The sequence below is a fragment of the Micromonospora sp. DT201 genome (assembly GCF_049841575.1).
Taxonomy (GTDB): Bacteria; Actinomycetota; Actinomycetes; order Mycobacteriales; family Micromonosporaceae; genus Micromonospora.
This window is the reverse complement of sequence record NZ_JBNCKP010000001.1, coordinates 624,211-638,877: the sequence shown is the minus strand read 5'-3', so window position 1 is coordinate 638,877 and position 14,667 is coordinate 624,211. Positions and strand designations below refer to the sequence as shown.

General features: G+C 70.9%; 21 protein-coding genes. 11 read left to right on the top strand and 10 right to left on the bottom strand.

Annotation, left to right across the window (positions count from 1 at the left end; genetic code table 11):
* Positions 1-58: 58 nt before the first annotated feature.
* Entirely contained in the window at positions 59-274 is a 216-nt protein-coding gene (locus tag ACLQ28_RS03085; protein ID WP_425684638.1) for a hypothetical protein, read from the bottom strand.
* Between the two features lie 273 nt (positions 275-547).
* Here ACLQ28_RS03085 and ACLQ28_RS03080 point away from each other — a divergent pair, with 273 nt between their 5' ends.
* From ACLQ28_RS03080 to ACLQ28_RS03070, 3 genes are all read left to right on the top strand, one after another.
* Entirely contained in the window at positions 548-1,642 is a 1,095-nt protein-coding gene (locus ACLQ28_RS03080; protein WP_425684637.1) for a 3-deoxy-7-phosphoheptulonate synthase, read from the top strand.
* A gap of 446 nt (positions 1,643-2,088) precedes the next feature.
* Complete coding sequence (locus ACLQ28_RS03075; RefSeq protein WP_425684636.1) at positions 2,089-2,313, top strand: hypothetical protein; 225 nt, start codon at positions 2,089-2,091, stop codon at positions 2,311-2,313.
* 23 nt (positions 2,314-2,336) lie between these two features.
* Positions 2,337-2,531: a hypothetical protein gene (locus ACLQ28_RS03070; RefSeq protein WP_425684635.1), complete on the top strand. Its 195-nt coding sequence runs from the start codon at positions 2,337-2,339 to the stop codon at positions 2,529-2,531.
* A 54-nt stretch (positions 2,532-2,585) separates the two neighbouring features.
* Here ACLQ28_RS03070 and ACLQ28_RS03065 read toward each other — a convergent pair whose 3' ends face one another.
* From ACLQ28_RS03065 to ACLQ28_RS03055, 3 genes are all read right to left on the bottom strand, one after another.
* A complete protein-coding gene (locus ACLQ28_RS03065) occupies positions 2,586-3,122 on the bottom strand; it encodes a DUF1360 domain-containing protein (RefSeq protein WP_425684634.1) in 537 nt (178 codons plus the stop codon).
* A 66-nt stretch (positions 3,123-3,188) separates the two neighbouring features.
* On the bottom strand, positions 3,189-3,527 hold the full coding sequence (locus ACLQ28_RS03060; RefSeq protein ID WP_425684633.1) for an SRPBCC family protein: 339 nt from the start codon (positions 3,525-3,527) through the stop codon (positions 3,189-3,191).
* The gene (locus ACLQ28_RS03055; protein WP_425684632.1) at positions 3,527-3,868 is read right to left on the bottom strand and encodes a DUF6158 family protein; all 342 of its coding nucleotides are present in this window, start codon (positions 3,866-3,868) and stop codon (positions 3,527-3,529) included. The genes ACLQ28_RS03060 and ACLQ28_RS03055 overlap by 1 nt, the downstream gene beginning before the upstream one ends.
* A gap of 131 nt (positions 3,869-3,999) precedes the next feature.
* On the opposite strand from ACLQ28_RS03055, the gene ACLQ28_RS03050 reads away from it, so the two are divergent.
* Both ACLQ28_RS03050 and ACLQ28_RS03045 read left to right on the top strand, forming a co-directional pair.
* On the top strand, positions 4,000-4,422 hold the full coding sequence (locus ACLQ28_RS03050; RefSeq protein WP_425684631.1) for a hypothetical protein: 423 nt from the start codon (positions 4,000-4,002) through the stop codon (positions 4,420-4,422).
* Between the two features lie 25 nt (positions 4,423-4,447).
* Positions 4,448-4,777 (top strand): DUF3817 domain-containing protein, encoded by a 330-nt coding sequence (locus tag ACLQ28_RS03045; RefSeq protein ID WP_425684630.1) that lies wholly within the window; start codon positions 4,448-4,450, stop codon positions 4,775-4,777.
* Positions 4,778-4,825: 48 nt separating this feature from the next.
* Here ACLQ28_RS03045 and ACLQ28_RS03040 read toward each other — a convergent pair whose 3' ends face one another.
* The gene (locus ACLQ28_RS03040; RefSeq protein ID WP_425684629.1) at positions 4,826-5,326 is read right to left on the bottom strand and encodes a DUF6232 family protein; all 501 of its coding nucleotides are present in this window, start codon (positions 5,324-5,326) and stop codon (positions 4,826-4,828) included.
* A gap of 509 nt (positions 5,327-5,835) precedes the next feature.
* Between ACLQ28_RS03040 and ACLQ28_RS03035 the strand changes: the two genes are divergently transcribed.
* Positions 5,836-6,813 (top strand): NlpC/P60 family protein, encoded by a 978-nt coding sequence (locus ACLQ28_RS03035; protein WP_425684628.1) that lies wholly within the window; start codon positions 5,836-5,838, stop codon positions 6,811-6,813.
* A 72-nt stretch (positions 6,814-6,885) separates the two neighbouring features.
* Here ACLQ28_RS03035 and ACLQ28_RS03030 read toward each other — a convergent pair whose 3' ends face one another.
* The 4 genes from ACLQ28_RS03030 to ACLQ28_RS03015 form a co-directional block, all read right to left on the bottom strand.
* A complete protein-coding gene (locus tag ACLQ28_RS03030) occupies positions 6,886-7,881 on the bottom strand; it encodes a sigma-70 family RNA polymerase sigma factor (protein WP_425684627.1) in 996 nt (331 codons plus the stop codon).
* Positions 7,882-8,258: 377 nt separating this feature from the next.
* The gene (gene murQ, locus ACLQ28_RS03025; protein WP_425684626.1) at positions 8,259-9,215 is read right to left on the bottom strand and encodes an N-acetylmuramic acid 6-phosphate etherase; all 957 of its coding nucleotides are present in this window, start codon (positions 9,213-9,215) and stop codon (positions 8,259-8,261) included.
* Positions 9,212-10,126 carry a MurR/RpiR family transcriptional regulator gene (locus ACLQ28_RS03020; RefSeq protein WP_110561559.1) on the bottom strand — a complete coding sequence of 305 codons (915 nt, stop codon included), beginning with the start codon at positions 10,124-10,126 and terminating at the stop codon, positions 9,212-9,214. The genes murQ and ACLQ28_RS03020 overlap by 4 nt, the downstream gene beginning before the upstream one ends.
* Before the next feature lie 74 nt (positions 10,127-10,200).
* A complete protein-coding gene (locus tag ACLQ28_RS03015; protein ID WP_425684625.1) occupies positions 10,201-11,217 on the bottom strand; it encodes an NAD-dependent epimerase/dehydratase family protein in 1,017 nt (338 codons plus the stop codon).
* Between the two features lie 113 nt (positions 11,218-11,330).
* Between ACLQ28_RS03015 and ACLQ28_RS03010 the strand changes: the two genes are divergently transcribed.
* The gene (locus ACLQ28_RS03010; RefSeq protein WP_425684624.1) at positions 11,331-12,026 is read left to right on the top strand and encodes an SDR family NAD(P)-dependent oxidoreductase; all 696 of its coding nucleotides are present in this window, start codon (positions 11,331-11,333) and stop codon (positions 12,024-12,026) included.
* Here the strand turns inward: ACLQ28_RS03010 and ACLQ28_RS03005 are convergent.
* Positions 12,011-12,682 (bottom strand): dTMP kinase, encoded by a 672-nt coding sequence (locus tag ACLQ28_RS03005; RefSeq protein WP_425684771.1) that lies wholly within the window; start codon positions 12,680-12,682, stop codon positions 12,011-12,013. The two genes, ACLQ28_RS03010 and ACLQ28_RS03005, sit on opposite strands and share 16 nt — an antisense overlap.
* A gap of 182 nt (positions 12,683-12,864) precedes the next feature.
* Here ACLQ28_RS03005 and ACLQ28_RS03000 point away from each other — a divergent pair, with 182 nt between their 5' ends.
* Genes ACLQ28_RS03000 through ACLQ28_RS02985 form a run of 4 tightly spaced genes read left to right on the top strand, consistent with a single transcriptional unit; the run spans position 12,865 to position 14,642 of the window.
* Positions 12,865-13,449, top strand: coding sequence for a nucleotidyltransferase (locus tag ACLQ28_RS03000; RefSeq protein WP_425684623.1), 585 nt, complete (start codon positions 12,865-12,867; stop codon positions 13,447-13,449).
* A complete protein-coding gene (locus tag ACLQ28_RS02995) occupies positions 13,446-13,721 on the top strand; it encodes a hypothetical protein (protein ID WP_425684622.1) in 276 nt (91 codons plus the stop codon). The genes ACLQ28_RS03000 and ACLQ28_RS02995 overlap by 4 nt, the downstream gene beginning before the upstream one ends.
* Before the next feature lie 10 nt (positions 13,722-13,731).
* On the top strand, positions 13,732-14,508 hold the full coding sequence (locus ACLQ28_RS02990) for a metallophosphoesterase family protein (RefSeq protein WP_355028941.1): 777 nt from the start codon (positions 13,732-13,734) through the stop codon (positions 14,506-14,508).
* The gene (locus ACLQ28_RS02985) at positions 14,499-14,642 is read left to right on the top strand and encodes a GPGG-motif small membrane protein (protein WP_007464364.1); all 144 of its coding nucleotides are present in this window, start codon (positions 14,499-14,501) and stop codon (positions 14,640-14,642) included. Before ACLQ28_RS02990 ends, ACLQ28_RS02985 begins: the two co-directional genes overlap by 10 nt.
* Positions 14,643-14,667: the final 25 nt, after the last annotated feature.

Sequence of the window (14,667 nt, the reverse complement as noted above, 5' to 3'; positions counted from 1 at the left end):
GTCGGTCGGCGAGCCGACCCGCAGGGCCCCGATGCCGCCGGGCGCGCGGGGTGACCGGTCAGTCCGGCGGCTCCACCGCTGCCACGGTCTGATCCGAGGTACGGCGTTCCAGCACCGTGTCCGGGGCCGCGTTCTGGTCCGCCTCGCGGATGTCCGACTCGGTGAGAATGGCCTCCGCCTGCGCCTCCGGGTCGTCACTGCCCACCGCGGCCTCCTCGGGCAGGAGGTGCGCGCGGGACTCCACCCGGTGCTGATCGCTCTGCTCGTCTGTCATGGCACCCCTGTTACCCCGACCGCGCCTCCGGCACGCGGTGTCGTCGTGCGCATCTTGGGACGACTGCCGGGCAACCCCGTCCGGTCGGGTACGCTGGTCCCGTGACGCGTTCCTATCGATGGTTTAGACAGCCGGCTCGCAGGCCGGTGACTTCACCATGAACTGACGTCACCACGGACCGAGCCGGCTGGGCAGGAGCTGTCGTTCCTGCCCTTTTGCGTACGAGCAGCCGGCTCGTCCCGGGCACCGGCCCCGGGCACGATCGGCGGAAGGATGCCCACCGTGACGACCCCGGAGACCGATCGGGTCAGCGATCAGCGGATCGACCGTGTCGTGCCGCTGACCACGCCCGCCCTGCTGCACCACGAGTTGCCCCTGGACGCCCCGCTCGCCTCGGCCGTGCTGACCGGCCGCCGCGCGGTGGGTCGCGTGCTGGACCGCGAGGACGACCGCCTGCTGGTGGTGGTCGGCCCCTGCTCGGTCCATGATCCGGCCGCCGCACTCGACTACGCCCAGCGTCTGCGCTCCGCTGCGGACCGGTTGTCCGACGACCTGCTGATCGTCATGCGGGTCTACTTCGAGAAGCCACGCTCCACGGTCGGCTGGAAGGGTCTGATCAACGACCCGGGCCTGGATGGCAGCGGGGACGTCAACACCGGCCTGCGGCTGGCCCGGGCGCTGCTGATCGACGTGCTGCGTGTCGGCCTGCCGGTGGGTTGTGAGTTCCTCGACCCGATCACACCGCAGTACATCGCGGACACGGTGGCCTGGGGCGCGATCGGTGCCCGTACCGTGGAGAGCCAGGTGCACCGCCAGCTCGCCTCCGGCCTGTCCATGCCGATCGGCATGAAGAACCGCCCGGACGGCAGCATCGGCACCGCCGTGGACGCGATCCGCGCCGCAGGGGTGCCGCACGTCTTCCCCGGCATCGACTTCTCCGGCACGCCGGCGATCATGCACACCCGGGGCAACACGGACGGCCACCTGGTGCTGCGCGGCGGGGGCGGTCGGCCCAACTACGACGCCGAGTCGGTCGCCGGCGCGCTCGACCTGCTCCGTGCGGCCGGGTTGCCGGAGCGGCTGGTGATCGACGCCAGCCACGCCAACAGCGGCAAGGACCACCGCAACCAGCCGCTGGTCGCCGCCGACGTGGCCGCCCAACTGGCCGCCGGCCAGCGGGGGATCACCGGCGTGATGCTGGAGTCGTTCCTGCTGCCCGGTCGGCAGGAGCTCGACCCGACCCGGAAGCTGGAGTACGGCCGGTCGGTCACCGACGCCTGCCTCGGTTGGGACGACACCGCCGAGGTGCTCGAGCACCTGGCCTCCGCAGTGAAGGCCCGCCGGGCCACCCTGCCAACGACGGTGTGACGACCGACACCGCAGTGTGCGGAACACGGACGTGGGTCGACCCGTTGACTCGGGTGTCGGTGTGTCCAGTGTCCCCGGGCCTCACCCAAATAGCCTTCGCGGAATACCGTTCGGCTGGAGCCGCGTAGTGCCACTCGCCGAGAGGCGACCTGCACACCGACACCAGCGCCGCCCCCGGCCCACAAGGCCGGGGGCGGCGCTGTTTGTTCGCAGACGCGAACCCAGCCTGACCCGGTCGGCGCGCCGAGGCAGCCGGCCACGGCCACTGTCGCGATCCCCTTTGCTCTGCTTCAACCCAGGCAACAGGAACGGCCGAAAACTGTTGCCTCGGTGGAAGCAGAGCAAAGGCAGGCAGCAGGGTCACCCGGCCCGGAAGCCGCAGGCGCGCAGGCGCGCGGACCGCTCGCGTGACGTTTGACCGATTCTCGCCCGGGTAGCTGATCGGCGTGACCGACGACGCATCCGGGGCCGGCGAGCCGGACACCCGGGCCCTCGACGACCTGCTCGACGACATCTACCGGGCGCAGGAGCGGGTCACCCAGGCCGAGATCTACCGCCAGGCGGTGGCCGCCGAGCTGCCGCCGGACCTGCTCGCCCGCATCGACGCGCTGCCTGAGGGCGAGTACGCGGTGGACGAGGCAAGTGACCTGCTGGGCGGCTCCATCGCGTGAGCGACCGCTGAAGGGACACCGACATGACGAACCACGAGGACCACGACGAGAAGGTGCCCGCGCTGGGTCAACCGCCGAAGGGCAGGGACACCACGCCCGAGCCGGACTTCGCCAACGAACACGACCGGACCGCCGTGGATCGGGACATCGTCACCGGGGCGGACGAGGACGAGCGGGAACCGGAGTCGCCGCACGGTTGGTCCGGCATGCAGCGCTGATGCGTACGTGGCAGCGGGGGCCGGCGGATGCCGACCCCCGCTGTCGCTCGTTCCTCAGTCGTCGTGCCCGCCCTCGGCGGCCTGCTGCGCCGTCGCGTACGCCATCTGCAGGAAGTCGGACGCGGCGACCGCCGTCAGCGCGGTGGCCACCAGCCGGGTCAGCCGGGGCGCGAGCACCAGGCCACCGGTCAGCCCGGTGGCCACCCAGACCGCCAGGCAGAACGGGCAGCTCAGCAACTCGCCGATGGCGTGCCGGGTGGGGCTGCCCGAGTCACGGACCTGCTCCATCACCTCACCGCTGCCGATCGGACGGTCATAGCGGGTGAACGGCGCCCGCAGGGGGCTGGTCACCGCGTCCTTGGACAGCAGCCGGCTCAGCTTGTGCGTGGCGATGGAGAGCAGCACCACGTCGGACGGGGCGGGACGCTCCGGCACCGGCCGACCGGTCGCCCTGACCAGACCGGCGAGCGCCCCGGTCACCCCGGCATAGACCCCCATGGCGACCAGGTAGCCGCCGAGCGGCCGGTGTTCGTGCGGCGCGTACGCCCGACGCAGCCGCGCCGCCTTCTGTCGCAGGCCAGTGTCGCTCACCCGGTCTCCTCGCATCTTGTGGTGGGGCGGGAGCGGCGTCCCGCGCGGCCGACTCAGCCGGCCGACTCAGCCGGCCTGGAGGTTGTCGGCGACCTCGCGGGCCAGGTTGGTGAGCGCTTCGTCGGCCAACTGGTCCGGGCCCGGCCCGCCCGATCCGTCAGCCAGGTCGAGCTGGATCCGGGTGCCGCCGGAATCGGCTGGCTCGACCCGGATCTCGGCGGACCAGTCATCGGCACCGCCATCACCCCATCGAGCACGCAACTCCTCGCCGCTGATCTCTGCGGCGGGGCTGCCGTCGCCGCGCAGCGGCTCCGGCAGCCAGGCCGAGGCTCGGTCGGGGTCGGTGGCCGTGTTGAAGACGACCTCGGGTGGCGCGGACATGCCGCGCACGGCGCGCGCCGGCATCAGGAGTCCCGCAGGCGGCTGGGGTCGACCTCCCGGCCCGGGTGGCGAGCCAGGTACTCGGTCTCCAGCTCCGCGGTGCGCCGCAGGTGGTTGGCGAGCGCGGAGTCCGCCGCGTGCCGCAGGGTGTCCAGGCGGGTGCGGTGCAGGCTGTGCATCTCGCGGATCAGATCCTCGTCGGTCAACTCCGTCGGGTCGATGCCGAGCACGTCGCCGTCGAGATCCGTAGCGCCCGCCGGGTCGGCGAGGGGATCGCCGCCCCACTCCGGCACCCGCTGCTCCGGGCTCATATCCGTGCTCCCGCTGGACGCAAAGCCGTCCTCGCGTACCGATCCGGTCATCATCGCCCCCCTTGATCTCGTTTGGGCTGGCGTCTAGACGATTGCCCAGGCGCGGTGACGCCAAACCATCCCGGCCGTGCGACAGCTACGACACGGTGTCGGAGACCGGCACCGCCCCCGGTACCCTCGATGCCATGAGGCGGCTCTGGACCCCGACGTGGATCGCACGTCACGTGGCCATGGTCGTGTTGGCCGTGGGCTTCCTCGGGCTGGGTTGGTGGCAGGTCAGCCGGGCCGCCGCGGGCAACAGCCTGAGCTGGGGGTACGCGGTCGAGTGGCCGATCTTCGCCGGCTTCGTGGTCTACGTCTGGTGGCGCGAGGTGAAGCTGGCCCGCCGCGGCGCGGACGAGGCCGACGCGCCGCCGGCGGATCCGGCCGACGCGCCGGCGCCGGCGGTCACCGCAGGGTCCCGACCGGCGGTACGCCGACCGGTGCGGGTGTCCCGGGTGCCGGTCGACGGCGACGCCGTCGAGGACACGGACCTGGCCGCCTACAACCACTACCTGTCATGGTTGAGCGCCAATCCGGGCGCCCGGCCCGGTGACTATCCCGGCTGAGCCGGGCTCGGAAGGACGGACGAAGGTGGGCGCTGCCCTTACCCGGTACCGCGTGATCGCCTGGATCGTGGGCGTGGTGCTGATCCTGCTGGTCGTGATCGGCATGCCGTTGAAGTACGTGTTCGACAACGCGGTCGTGGTGGAGACGGTGGGGCCGGCGCACGGCTTCCTCTACATGATCTACCTGGTGGCCGCATTCGACCTGAGCCGCCGAGTCGACTGGCCGCTGAAGCGGATGCTGCTGGTGATGTTGGCTGGCACCGTGCCGTTCGTCTCGTTCTTCGCCGAGCGCCGGGTCAGCCGCTGGCTGGCCGCGCCGCAGGAGGAAAGGGCTCCGGAGCCGGTCGCCCGCTGAGCGGCAGGTGGGCCGACGCCAACTCGGTGCCGGCCCGCCTCGTCGAGGTCAGCGGCTGGGCCGCCAGGGGTCGGCCGACGCGAGCGGGTCGACCCAGCCTCCGTACCGGTTGACTTCCCGGGCCCGTAGCAGCGCCCGGGTGACCTGGCCGAACTGCCGCTCGTCGTCGGAACTGAACAACAGCACCTCCGCTCCCCGGTGCCACCCCCACAACTCGTGCGGCGGTGGGCGCCAGCGATCGCCGACCAGGGCCAGCACGGCAGGGAGCAGCAACACCGCGCCGAGGATGAGGTACGCCCCGGCGGTCAGGTGCTGCAACCCGCCGGTGAAGCCGAGTAACAGCCCGACGCCGCCGAGCATGCTGGCGGTGATGACGACGGCCCGGACGGCGATCCGGTCGTGCGGGCCTCGGGTGGTACGCAGATGGGTCAGGTCGGCGATCCGGTAACTGGTTCGGCCGACGGTGAACCGGTCGACGGTCACGATGATGCCGGGCCGTGCGTACAGCAGGGTCGACCGGGCGCCCGGCACCGTTCGCGGCGGTCGCACACTTGCGCCTTCACGATTCACGGTTCCTCCCGCGGGGGACGGTTGACCGGGTTGACCCGCTGTGACAGATGTCGCTATCTGCCGACGGGATTCCCGGCTCCGGCCTTCATTGTGTTGCGGCACCGCCAGCCGGCCTGGGCTTTACGAACTCTCGGCAGCTCCCCCAACCGTGGACATCGCCGAGAAACAGCATCCATTTCGGCTTTTATCGGTTATGGAGTGCAGGAAACCGGCGGCATGCGTCCGGAACGACGAAAGCCACATATCCATCATTCGCTCATGAAACGGTGCCTGCGTCAGCCGCAGCAGGTGTCATCAGCGCCACCCAACGCAGGGGCACGACCCGCCACACCCCCAACTTTCACCCCTGCTTCAACTGCGAGCGACATCCGTCCCGGGTTAGGTTGGGCGAGCCGGTCCGGCCCAGTGCCGTCCGCCCGGATGACCCCGGCCGGTGTCGCCGAGGGCGTCAGCAGCCCCGGCGGCCGTGGGAGAGGGGCCTTCCGCTCTTGTCATCCCTGAGAAACCTGCTGCGCACCGTGGCGCTGGCCAGCATGTCGGCCGCGCTGATCGCCCCGACGGCGGTGGCCCGGGCCGAGCCGTCGCCGGCCGACCTGACCCGCCGGATCGAGACGTCCTCCACCGAGTTGGAACGGGTCGTCGAGTCGTACAACAAGCTGCGTGAGGAGATCAAGACCAACGAGGCCGCGGTGGCCCGACTACAGGCGCGCATCGGCCCACTGGAACAGCAGGCCGAGCAGAGCCGGGCCGATGTGGCCGAGTTGGCCACCACCGCGTACAAGAGCGGCGCTCTGCGGACCGCGGACGCCCTGCTGCATTCCGGCGGCGGTGCCGCACTACTGGACCGACTCGGCACGCTCGACCAGCTGACCCGCCAACGGCAGGAGCGCATCTCCGGCTTCACGGCCGACCAGCGACGGCTCCTCGACGAGAAGGCCGGCCTGGACGCCACACTGACCCGGCAGGCCGCGCAGGCCCGTCAGCTCGCGGCAGGCAAGAAGCAGATCGAACAGGACCTGGCCACGCTGTACGAGCTACGCCAGCAGGCGTACGGGGCGGCCACCGAGCGACCCGAGCCGAAGGCCGCAGCGGCCGAGGCCAAGAACGTGCCCGCCGTGGCCGGTGCTGCCGGCACCGCCGTGCGCTACGCGTTCGGCGCCGTGGGCAAGCCGTACGTCTGGGCAGCCGACGGGCCGAACGGCTACGACTGTTCCGGGCTGACCTCGGCGGCCTGGCGGGCGGCCGGGAAGTCCCTGCCGCACAACACCCGGATGCAGTGGAGTGCGGTGACCCACATCGGCCGGGACGATCTGAGCCCGGGTGACCTGGTCTTCTACAGCGGGCTGGGGCACGTCGCCCTCTACGTGGGCGGCGGCCAGGTGATCGACGCGCCGAGCGCCGGCCGCAATGTGCTCAAGCGGGGCATGAACATGATGCCCATCCAGGGTTACGGTCGGGTTCGCTAGCTACGACCGACAACGGCGAACGGCCGGCGTCCCCCTATCGGACGCCGGCCGTTCGCCGTCATTACTACCAGGTCAGGCTGCCTGCAGCCCCTCGGCCCGGGCCAGCTCACGCAGCCGGCCGAGGGCCTGGATCTCCAACTGCCGGATCCGCTCGCGGGACAGCGAGAACCGCGATGCGACCTCGGTGAGCGAGTGCTCCCGACCGTCCTCCAGCCCGTACCGGGCCCGCATGATGCCGGCGGACCGGTCGTCGAGGTGGTTGAGCAGCCCTTCGATGCGCTGCCGCTCCAGGCCGCTGAGGACGATGTCCTCCGGCGACGGCGCGTCACTGTCGGCGACCAGGTCGCCGAGGCTGGTGTCGCCGTCGTCGCCGACCGGCGTGTCCAGCGACACGGTGTCCTGCGACCAGCGGCGCAGCTCGTTGACGCGCTCGACGGTGACGCCGAGGGATGCCGCGATCTGCTCCGGCTCCGGGTCGGCGCCCAGCTCACGAGTCAACTGCCGGGCCACGTTGCGCATCCGGTTGACGTCCTCCACCAGGTGCACCGGAAGACGGACGGTGCGCTCCTGCTGGGCGATCGCCCGGCTGATCGCCTGGCGGATCCACCAGGTGGCGTAGGTGGAGAACTTGTAACCGCGCTCATAGTCGAATTTCTCAACCGCCCGGACCAGGCCGGTGTTGCCCTCCTGGATCAGATCCAGCATGGGCATGCCCGACCGCACGTAGCGGCGGGCGATCGACACGACCAGTCGGAGGTTGGCGCGGATGAAGAGGTCCTTCGCGCGATCCCCCTCGACGACCAGCCACTCCAGATCAGCCCGGTCCCGGTCGACACCGCCGGCGACAGCCTCCTCACCGAGCAGGTGCTCGGCGTAGAGGCCGGCCTCGATAGCCTTGGAGAGTTCGACCTCCCGGGCGGCGTCCAGCAGTGGCGTCCGGGAGATCTCGTGCAGGTAGACGCCGACCAGGTCGCGCTCCTCGGCCACCTGATCGGTGCGCATGCCGATGTTCTTGTCCACGTTGCCCACGGTCCCCTCGCTCGCGCCGGTTGCCCGGTTCCTTGCCATTCCCCACGTCCGTCAACCCCTGGTAACTTCTGCTGTGCCCACCGGTGCTGACACCTACACAACAGATGAGACGTGCCGGGGATTCCATGTCGTGAGTCGAAAGTGTCACGAATGCCTGAGTAGTAGCTGAGAGCACGGTCCATGTTTGCTGTCAGCACCCCGTCGGGTGGCTCGCCGCTGGGCACCGCGTACGGGTTACCGCACCATGGCAACACCGCCCGCCGCGGGGGCACAGCGACCCGGGTCACCACCACGCTGCGATCCTGGTCACTGCCAGATACGCACCGGTGGACCGGTTGGTTCATCCACGGGGGTGTGATTACCCCCCGGCCAGATGAACAATCCGACGCCCCAGTCGCTTCCCGGAGCGCGTGAAGCTAGCTGGCGAGCAGGGCGAGGGCCCCGCGTACCTGGTCGGCGGAGCGTGCCAGCGCAGCCCGGGCGGCGTCGACCTCGGCACCGGAGACCAGGGAGACGAGCGCCGTCTTCAGGTCACCGTCAGCCTCGGTGAGGGCTCGCCGGCAAACCTCCTCCGAGCAGCCGGTGGCCTCGACCAGAATCGAGATCATTCGTCCACGGAGCTTCGCGTTGGTGGCCACCATATCGATCATGAGGTTCGAGTAGACCCGCCCCAGGCGCACCATGACGGCGGTCGAGAACGTGTTGAGCACCAACTTCTGCGCCGTGCCCGCCTTCATCCGGGTCGACCCGGTGACCACCTCGGGTCCGGTGTCCACCCCGATGAACACGTCCACCGACCGGGCGGCCTCAGCCTCCGGATTAGCGCAGAGCAGCACCGTCGAAGCGCCCTTGGCACGGGCCGCGGCGAGCGCCCCGAGGACGTACGGGGTGCGTCCGCTGGCCGCCAGACCGACCACCAGGTCACCGGCGCGCACACAACTGGCCGCCTCGACCGCGCCGCCCCGGTCGTCGTCCTCGGCATCCTCCACGGCCCGCCACATGGCGTCCGGGCCGCCGGCGAGGTGAGCGCAGAACCAGTGCCGGGGCGAGTTGAAGGTGGGGGCGAGTTCGGCCGCGTCGAGCACACCCAGCCGGCCGGAGGTGCCAGCCCCGAAGTAGTGCACCCGGTGACCGCCGCGCAGTGCCGCGACCGCCAGGTCGACGGTGGTGGCGATCTCGTCGAGCACTGCGGCGACCGCCGCCGGCACCCGCCGGTCAGCCTCGTTGATCACGGTGAGCACGTCCCGGGTCGACATCAGGTCGAGGTCGACGCTGAGCGGGTTGCGGCGTTCGGTGGGTGCGCCCACCCGGACCGTCGGGCGGGCGGGCGGTGCTGGCAGGTCCTCGTCCGGCTCCACCGCGCCGGCCGTCATGCCCGCCTCCGGTTGGCACCCACCCGGTGCGACTGGACCGCCTCGGCTGTCGCCTCAAGGGCCTTGCGGGCCCGGGCCCGGTTGCGCGCGGCCACCCCGACGAAGAGGCAGTCGACCACGGTGAGCTGGGCCAGCCGACTGGCCGTCGCGCCGGAGCGGTAGGTGGTCTCCCGGGCCGCCGTGGTCAACACGAAGTCCGCAACCTCGGTGATCGGCGAGCGCGGGAAGTTTGTCAGCGCCACGGTGACGGCACCGCGTGTGCGGGCCTGCTCAAGCACCTCGATCACGTCGGAGGTTGTGCCGGTGTGCGAGATGCCGAACGCCACGTCTCCCCGGCCGAGGAGCGCGGCCGAGGTCAGCGCGGTGTGCACGTCCGGGAAGTAGAAGGCGATCCGGCCGATGCGGTGCAGCTTCTGCTGGAAGTCGGACGCGACGAAGCCACTGGCACCGGCGCCGTAGATGTCGATCCGACCGGCGCCGCTGATCGCCTCGACCACCTGCTCACAGGCGGCGGGGTCGAGCTGTTCGGCAGTCTCCTCGACCGCGCGGGCGTCGTTGAACGCGATGGTGGCGATGATCTGGGCGAGGTCGGCACCGGGCGGGATGTCTCCGCCGACCACCCGGGCGTCCGGCGGCTCGATCCGGCGCGCGGCCTCGGCGGCGAGCCGGATGCGCAGTTGGGGATAACCATCCATGCCCACCGAACGGCAGAACCGGATGACTGTCGCCTCGGACGTCTCCGCGGCGGTCGCGAGGTCGGTGATGGTCCGCCGGGCGGCGGCTGCCGGGTCGGACACGACCAACCGGGCAACCCGCTGCTCGGCGGGCGACAGCGACGGCAACAGCCCGCTGATGTGGACGATCAGCCCACCGGGCTCCTGACTCGCAGAAATCTTCGGACTCTTCGCCACGGGTGAAACTTACTTTCACCAAGCGTGAGCGTCAACTATGACAGGCCGGGTAGGAACGCAGTCGCCGGCCGGAATCACCGGTCCCGCACAGCCTGCCACTCCCGCAGTACCGCCGCCTCATCCGCCGGGTCGAGTCCACCCTGCCGCACGTCGGCCGGGTGTGCTCCCATCCAGGACGCCGTCGCCCGAACGGTGTCGGGGAGCGGACGGACCGCCAACCCGGCGTCCCGCGCCGGCCCGGCGTCCCGGTCCAGCAGGCCGGCGGACTCCGGCAGCCGCACCCAGAGCGGCAGCGCCCGCTCCCCCGACCACTCGCGTACGTCGTGGGCCAGCAGGAACTCCTGGTCGACCCAGGTGACGACCGGATCGGCGACACCCAGCCCGGCGGCGACCCCGTTCAGCAGATCGGCCCGGGACATCGCCGGCCCGACACCGTCGTACGTGCCGCCGAGGCGGGTGTCGGCGGCGTGCAGCAACCAGCCGGCCAGATCGGCCACGTCCACGAACTGCACCCGGTCGCTCGGCCTGCCGGGTGCGAGCACCTCCCCACCGGCCGACAGCCGACGCACCCAGTACGGGAAGCGGTCGCTCGGGTCCTCGGCGCCGACGATCAGCCCCGCCCGGCAGATGAACGAACGATCCACGCCCATCCGCTCCCGGACCAGCCGCTCGATGCTCACCTTGCACTCGCCGTACCAGCGGTGGTCCGGGCCGACCGGACCGTCCACGTCCGCCGGGGCGGCCGGCAGCACCGGTGCGTCCGCTGCGGTCTGGCCCGGGGTGGTGTTGTCGGCGTACACCGAGATCGTCGACACGAAGCACCAGTGTCCGACGTGGTCGGCAAGCGCGGCGAGCGCGTGCCTGGCGTGACTGATCTGGCGGGTCACATCGATCACGGCGTCGAAGCTCTCCCCGGCGAGCCGCACCAACGCCTCGGGATCGTCGCGGTCGACCGGCACGAACCGGACTCCGGCCGGCACGACTCCGGACACTCCTCGGGCCGCGCAGGTCACGTCGTGACCCTGGTCGACGGCGAGTTGGGCCACCGCCCGGCCGAGGAACCGGGTGCCACCGAGAATGAGGATTCGCATCCAGTGATCCTGCGTTGCCGACGGGTGTTTCAGCCAGCCGATCTGCTCTCGGCAGAGCGCCGGCAGCAGGCCGCCGAGAGGCGTCGGACGCAGGAGGCACTAGCGTGATGCGCATGGCGGAGCGCAGCGTGTTGGTGACCGGAGGTGCCGGCGGGCTCGGCGGGGCGGTCGTCGCCGCGTTCGCCGAGGCGGGCTGGCGGGTGGTCGTACCGGAGCGGCAGGCCCGGCCCGACTCGGACCCGGCGGCGGCGGACGGGCTGGTCCGGCTTGTCGCGGACCTGAGCGATCCGGCGGGCGCTGCTCGTGCGGTCGAGGCCGCAGCCGGGGAACCGGCGGCGCCGCTGCGGGCGGTGGTCAACATGGTCGGCGGGTATGCCAGCGGCGGTCTGGTGCACGAGACTCCGGTCGAGGACTTCGAGCGGATGCTCACCGTCAACCTACGGCCGACCTATCTGGTCACCCAGGCCGCGTTGCCGCACCTGGTGGCGGCCGGCGGCGGCGCGGTGGTCTGCGTCTCGGCCCGCGCGGCCCTCGCCCCGTTCCCCGGCGCAGCCGGCTATGTGACGGCCAAGGCTGCGGTGCTGGCCTTCGCCAACGCGGTGGCGGTGGAGTACCGGTCCCGCAGCGTGCGCTGCAACACCGTGCTGCCCAGCGTCATCGACACCCCGGCGAACCGGGCCGCCCAACCGGACGCCGACCACTCCCGCTGGGTGGCCCCAGACGAGATCGCGCCGGTGATCCGATTCCTCGCATCGGCCGAGTCGGCGCCGACCAGCGGCGCCACCGTCCCGGTCTACGGGCGGGCCTGAGCCGCCAACGGGCCACCATCACCCTTTGGCTCCCCCGGGGACGGGGGCAGCCAGGTCTCCAGGTGCGCCTGGATCTGCTCGGTCACCTCCTGGGCCGGGCGGTCCGCGTCCACCAGCACGAAGCTCGGGTATTCGGGCAGGGCCCGGTAGGCGGTGTCCGCCGCGGTCAGCCAACCCATCGTCTCGTGGTCGGTGCCGCGCTCCTCGATGCGCCGGTACGCCTCCGCCGGGTCGACGGCGAGCAGGAAGGTCACCTCCGGTGTCGGGAACAGCCGGTAGCCGGCCCGTGCGAGCCGCTCCCAGCGCTGCCCGCCGTTGGCCCGGATGCTCGCGTACTGGCAGGCCGAGTAGCGGTCCATCACCGCCGTCCGGCCGGTGAGCAGGCAGCTGAGCAGGGCTACGGCGATGGCGAGCCACCGCAGCACGGACTCCACCGCCAGCACGCCGTCGCGCCCGACGAGCCGTTGCGCGTCCGGACGCCCGAGCCGCTGGGCGAGGCGACCGAGCCAACGACGCCCGCTGGCGTTGCGGCGGTATTTCGCGGGGCGGCCGGCGGCCGTCAGCGCGTCGGCCAGCCGGTGTGCCTGAGTGGTCTTGCCCGAACCGTCGATGCCGATCAGGGCGACGGTGCGTAACCGGGCCCTGCCGCGTCGCATCCCCGATGATCTGGCCACCCTCCACAGGTTATCCGACCCATGCACCTACTCCGCGAGGTTTGTGCTGTTTCATCCCTGTTGAAACCCAAGCGCGACGCGGGCAGGTGTGGCCGACCGGAATGCCGGGTACCGGAGTCTGAAATCCAACCGCCGGTCCACCAACATGACGACGGGAGAACCAGATGGTTGAGCGCGGGGACGAGAGTCTGGTGCACACCCTCAAGAAGGTCGCCGCCGTGCTCAAGCAGTCCGAGATCCCGTTCGCCCTGGGCGGCAGCTTCGCCGTGTACGCCCACGGCGGCCACTCCAGCGAGCACGACGTCGACTTCCTGATCCGTGAGGCCGACGTGGAACAGTCGCTCGAGGCCCTGGTGGCCGCCGGCTTCGTCGCCGAGCGTCCACCGGAGGACTGGCTGGTGAAGGTCTTCGACGACGGCCGGATGGTGGACCTCATCCATCGGCCGATCGAGACGCCGGTGACCGAGGAGACGTTCGCCGACACGGTCATCCGACCGGTCGACGCGATCCACATGCCGGTCCTGTCCGCCACCCAGCTGATGGTGCACAAACTGCTCAGCTTTTCCCAGCACTACTGCGACTTCGCCCGTGGCCTGCCACTGGCCCGGTCGCTGCGGGAGCAGATCGACTGGGAAAGGGTACGCAAGGAGACGCAGCACTCGCCGTACGCGGAGGCGTTCCTGGTGCTGCTGGACCGGCTGGAGGTGGTGCCTGCCGCCGGCACCCAGCCAGGAGAGGGGACATCGTGACCCACGATCGCGACATCGGCGCCGGGCCACCGGACGAGTACGTCGAAGCGGAGATCCAGAGGCTGCTCGCCGAGGATCCCGCCGTCGCCGAACAGGGGATCACCGTGGTCCGACGGGAACGCGCCCTCGTGCTCTACGGCGAGGTGGAGAGCCCGCACCGGCGTGCGGAAATCCTGCGCCGGGTGTCCGAGCGTTTTCCTGACGTGCCGATCGCCAGCGACATCGGGGTGATCCGCGCACAGGCGCCCACGGAGATCGAGCAACTGCCCTGAGGGAGGTTCCATGGTGATCCGGATCGCCGCCGTGGGCGACGTGCATCTGGACGAGGACGTGGTCGGCCGTTTCCGACCGGCGTTGGAGGAGTTGCCGGAGTGCGCCGACGTGCTACTGCTGGCCGGAGACCTGACCCGGCACGGCACCGAGGCTGAGGCGCGCTGTGTGGCAGAAGAGTTCGGTGGGTTGGCCGTGCCGGTCGTGACCGTGCTGGGCAACCACGATCACCAGTGCGACCAGGTGCCGCAGGTGGTCAAGGTGCTTGAGGACGCGGGCATCACCGTGCTGGAGGGTAATGGCGTGGTGTTGGACTGCGCGGGCGGCCGGCTCGGCATCGCCGGCGTCAAGGGCTTCGGCGGTGGATTCGCCGGGCGGTGCGCGAGCGACTTCGGCGAGCCGGAGATGAAGGCGTTCGTGCGGACCACCACCGACAGCGCGGACCGCCTCGGTGCGGCGCTGCGCTCACTGGACTGCGACATGCTGGTCGCGCTCACCCACTACGCACCGGTGCCGGACACGCTGGCCGGCGAACCGTTGGAGATCTACCCGTTCCTCGGGTCGTACCAGTTGGGGCAGGCGATCGACTCCGCACCCACGGCGCTGGCCCTGCACGGGCACGCGCATGCCGGCACCGAGCGCGGCACGACCCCCGGTGGGGTACGCGTACGCAACGTCGCGCACCCGGTGATCAAGCAGGCGTACAGCGTCTTCCACGTTGGCGATCAACTTGATACCGACCAGGTTTCCCCGATCGGCCAGTCGGGTATTCAAAGGTCATGGAGCTGATTCTTTGGATTCTCGCAGTCGTACTCGTGGTCGCCGGCATCCTCGCGCTGTTCCGCCGGCAGATCCTGTGGGGCATCGTCCTCATCGTCGTCGGGCTGTTGGTCGGCCCGGGTGGTGTCAGCATCTTCAATTAGCGTTCGCACCTTTAACACCGGGACC

What these genes read in the sequence shown, in the direction of transcription:
- ACLQ28_RS03060 (WP_425684633.1), bottom strand. Translation starts at nt 3,527, where the DNA reads ATGCCGGCGCGCGCCGTGCGCGGCATGTCCGCGCCACCCGAGGTCGTC.
- ACLQ28_RS03015 (WP_425684625.1), bottom strand. Translation starts at nt 11,217, where the DNA reads ATGCGAATCCTCATTCTCGGTGGCACCCGGTTCCTCGGCCGGGCGGTG.
- ACLQ28_RS02985 (WP_007464364.1), top strand. Translation starts at nt 14,499, where the DNA reads ATGGAGCTGATTCTTTGGATTCTCGCAGTCGTACTCGTGGTCGCCGGC.
- ACLQ28_RS03085 (WP_425684638.1), bottom strand. Translation starts at nt 274, where the DNA reads ATGACAGACGAGCAGAGCGATCAGCACCGGGTGGAGTCCCGCGCGCAC.
- ACLQ28_RS03050 (WP_425684631.1), top strand. Translation starts at nt 4,000, where the DNA reads ATGAGGCGGCTCTGGACCCCGACGTGGATCGCACGTCACGTGGCCATG.
- murQ (WP_425684626.1), bottom strand. Translation starts at nt 9,215, where the DNA reads ATGACGGCCGGCGCGGTGGAGCCGGACGAGGACCTGCCAGCACCGCCC.
- ACLQ28_RS03005 (WP_425684771.1), bottom strand. Translation starts at nt 12,682, where the DNA reads ATGCGACGCGGCAGGGCCCGGTTACGCACCGTCGCCCTGATCGGCATC.
- ACLQ28_RS03080 (WP_425684637.1), top strand. Translation starts at nt 548, where the DNA reads ATGCCCACCGTGACGACCCCGGAGACCGATCGGGTCAGCGATCAGCGG.
- ACLQ28_RS03010 (WP_425684624.1), top strand. Translation starts at nt 11,331, where the DNA reads ATGGCGGAGCGCAGCGTGTTGGTGACCGGAGGTGCCGGCGGGCTCGGC.
- ACLQ28_RS03000 (WP_425684623.1), top strand. Translation starts at nt 12,865, where the DNA reads ATGGTTGAGCGCGGGGACGAGAGTCTGGTGCACACCCTCAAGAAGGTC.
- ACLQ28_RS03055 (WP_425684632.1), bottom strand. Translation starts at nt 3,868, where the DNA reads ATGATGACCGGATCGGTACGCGAGGACGGCTTTGCGTCCAGCGGGAGC.
- ACLQ28_RS03030 (WP_425684627.1), bottom strand. Translation starts at nt 7,881, where the DNA reads ATGGCAAGGAACCGGGCAACCGGCGCGAGCGAGGGGACCGTGGGCAAC.
- ACLQ28_RS03070 (WP_425684635.1), top strand. Translation starts at nt 2,337, where the DNA reads ATGACGAACCACGAGGACCACGACGAGAAGGTGCCCGCGCTGGGTCAA.
- ACLQ28_RS02990 (WP_355028941.1), top strand. Translation starts at nt 13,732, where the DNA reads ATGGTGATCCGGATCGCCGCCGTGGGCGACGTGCATCTGGACGAGGAC.